This is a genomic window from Streptomyces sp. NPDC001902, from assembly GCF_042891295.1.
Lineage (GTDB): Bacteria > Actinomycetota > Actinomycetes > Streptomycetales > Streptomycetaceae > Actinacidiphila.
This window is the reverse complement of sequence record NZ_JBIATA010000057.1, coordinates 1,871-5,129: the sequence shown is the minus strand read 5'-3', so window position 1 is coordinate 5,129 and position 3,259 is coordinate 1,871. Positions and strand designations below refer to the sequence as shown.

1 rRNA gene is annotated in these 3,259 nt (G+C 57.6%); it reads right to left on the bottom strand.

Going from position 1 to position 3,259, the window contains the following annotated elements:
- Nucleotides 1-3,120 (bottom strand): 23S ribosomal RNA (locus ACFYYN_RS43230); the annotation flags it as partial.
- Between the last annotated feature and the right edge of the window lie 139 nt (nucleotides 3,121-3,259).

The window sequence follows — 3,259 nt, the reverse complement described above, 5'->3', positions numbered from 1 at the left end:
GGACAAGCCCTCGGCTTATTAGTACCGGTCAGCTCCACCCATTACTGGGCTTCCACATCCGGCCTATCAACCCAGTCGTCTACTGGGAGCCTTAACCCCTCAAGGGGGTGGGAGTCCTCATCTCGAAGCAGGCTTCCCGCTTAGATGCTTTCAGCGGTTATCCCTCCCGAACGTAGCCAACCAGCCATGCCCTTGGCAGGACAACTGGCACACCAGAGGTTCGTCCGTCCCGGTCCTCTCGTACTAGGGACAGCCCTTCTCAAGACTCCTACGCGCACAGCGGATAGGGACCGAACTGTCTCACGACGTTCTAAACCCAGCTCGCGTACCGCTTTAATGGGCGAACAGCCCAACCCTTGGGACCGACTCCAGCCCCAGGATGCGACGAGCCGACATCGAGGTGCCAAACCATCCCGTCGATATGGACTCTTGGGGAAGATCAGCCTGTTATCCCCGGGGTACCTTTTATCCGTTGAGCGACGGCGCTTCCACAAGCCACCGCCGGATCACTAGTCCCTACTTTCGTACCTGCTCGACCCGTCAGTCTCACAGTCAAGCTCCCTTGTGCACTTACACTCAACACCTGATTGCCAACCAGGCTGAGGGAACCTTTGGGCGCCTCCGTTACTCTTTAGGAGGCAACCGCCCCAGTTAAACTACCCACCAGACACTGTCCCTGATCCGGATCACGGACCGAGGTTAGACATCCAGCACGACCAGAGTGGTATTTCAACGACGACTCCACAATGGCTGGCGCCACTGCTTCAAAGTCTCCCACCTATCCTACACAAGCCGAACCGAACACCAATATCAAGCTGTAGTAAAGGTCCCGGGGTCTTTCCGTCCTGCTGCGCGAAACGAGCATCTTTACTCGTAGTGCAATTTCACCGGGCCTGTGGTTGAGACAGTCGAGAAGTCGTTACGCCATTCGTGCAGGTCGGAACTTACCCGACAAGGAATTTCGCTACCTTAGGATGGTTATAGTTACCACCGCCGTTTACTGGCGCTTAAGTTCTCAGCTTCGCCCCACCGAAATGGAGCTAACCGGTCCCCTTAACGTTCCAGCACCGGGCAGGCGTCAGTCCGTATACATCGCCTTACGGCTTCGCACGGACCTGTGTTTTTAGTAAACAGTCGCTTCTCGCTGGTCTCTGCGGCCACCACCAGCTCAGGGAGCAAGTCCCCTCACCAGCAATGGCCCCCCTTCTCCCGAAGTTACGGGGGCATTTTGCCGAGTTCCTTAACCACAGTTCACCCGAACGCCTCGGTATTCTCTACCTGACCACCTGAGTCGGTTTAGGGTACGGGCCGCCATGAAACTCGCTAGAGGCTTTTCTCGACAGCATAGGATCATCCACTTCACCACAATCGGCTCGGCATCAGGTCTCAGCCTCAAAGAGTGGCGGATTTGCCTACCACTCGGCCTACACCCTTACCCCGGGACAACCACCGCCCGGGCTGGACTACCTTCCTGCGTCACCCCATCGCTCACCTACTACTGGATAGGTTCAGCGGCTCCACCACTCCCCATCACTCCGAAGAGATCAAGGGCGGCTTCACGGCCTTAGCATCACCAGATTCAGCGCTGGCGCTTCAAAGCGGGTACCGGAATATCAACCGGTTGTCCATCGACTACGCCTGTCGGCCTCGCCTTAGGTCCCGACTTACCCTGGGCAGATCAGCTTGACCCAGGAACCCTTAGTCAATCGGCGCAAGAGTTTCCCACTCTTGTATCGCTACTCATGCCTGCATTCTCACTCGTGAACCGTCCACGACTCCCTTCCAGGGCCGCTTCACCCGGCACACGACGCTCCCCTACCCATCACAGCCTCCGTTGGGAGTATTGCTGCAATGACACGACTTCGGCGGTACGCTTGAGCCCCGCTACATTGTCGGCGCGGAATCACTTGACCAGTGAGCTATTACGCACTCTTTCAAGGGTGGCTGCTTCTAAGCCAACCTCCTGGTTGTCTGTGCGACTCCACATCCTTTCCCACTTAGCGTACGCTTAGGGGCCTTAGTCGATGCTCTGGGCTGTTTCCCTCTCGACCACGGAGCTTATCCCCCGCAGTCTCACTGCCGCGCTCTCACTTACCGGCATTCGGAGTTTGGCTAAGGTCAGTAACCCGGTAGGGCCCATCGCCTATCCAGTGCTCTACCTCCGGCAAGAAACACACGACGCTGCACCTAAATGCATTTCGGGGAGAACCAGCTATCACGGAGTTTGATTGGCCTTTCACCCCTAACCACAGGTCATCCCCCAGGTTTTCAACCCTGGTGGGTTCGGTCCTCCACGCGGTCTTACCCACGCTTCAACCTGCCCATGGCTAGATCACTCCGCTTCGGGTCTTGGGCGTGCGACTGAATCGCCCTATTCGGACTCGCTTTCGCTACGGCTACCCCACACGGGTTAACCTCGCCACACACCGCAAACTCGCAGGCTCATTCTTCAAAAGGCACGCAGTCACGAGACACCAGCAAGCTGATGTCCGACGCTCCCACGGCTTGTAGGCACACGGTTTCAGGTACTATTTCACTCCGCTCCCGCGGTACTTTTCACCATTCCCTCACGGTACTATCCGCTATCGGTCACCAGGGAATATTTAGGCTTAGCGGGTGGTCCCGCCAGATTCACACGGGATTTCTCGGGCCCCGTGCTACTTGGGTGTCGTACAAGCAAGCCGCTAATGTTTCAGCTACGGGGGTCTTACCCTCTACGCCGGACCTTTCGCATGTCCTTCGCCTACATCAACGGTTTCTGACTCGCCCAGCCGCCGGCAGACGACTGAAGTACGATCCCACAACCCCACATGCGCAACCCCTGCCGGGTATCACACGCATACGGTTTGGCCTCATCCGGTTTCGCTCGCCACTACTCCCGGAATCACGGTTGTTTTCTCTTCCTGCGGGTACTGAGATGTTTCACTTCCCCGCGTTCCCTCCACACTGCCTATGTGTTCAGCAGCGGGTGACAGCCCATGACGACTGCCGGGTTTCCCCATTCGGACACCCCCGGATCAAAGCTCGGTTGACAGCTCCCCGGGGCCTATCGTGGCCTCCCACGTCCTTCATCGGTTCCTGGTGCCAAGGCATCCACCGTGCGCCCTTAAAAACTTGGCCACAGATGCTCGCGTCCACTATGCAGTTCTCAAACAACGACCCGTCACCCAACTCCACCCACTACCAGCAGGATTCATCGAGTCCGGTCCACAACCGAGAACACTTCCGTGCCCTCAGGACCCAACAGCGCGCCCGGCAC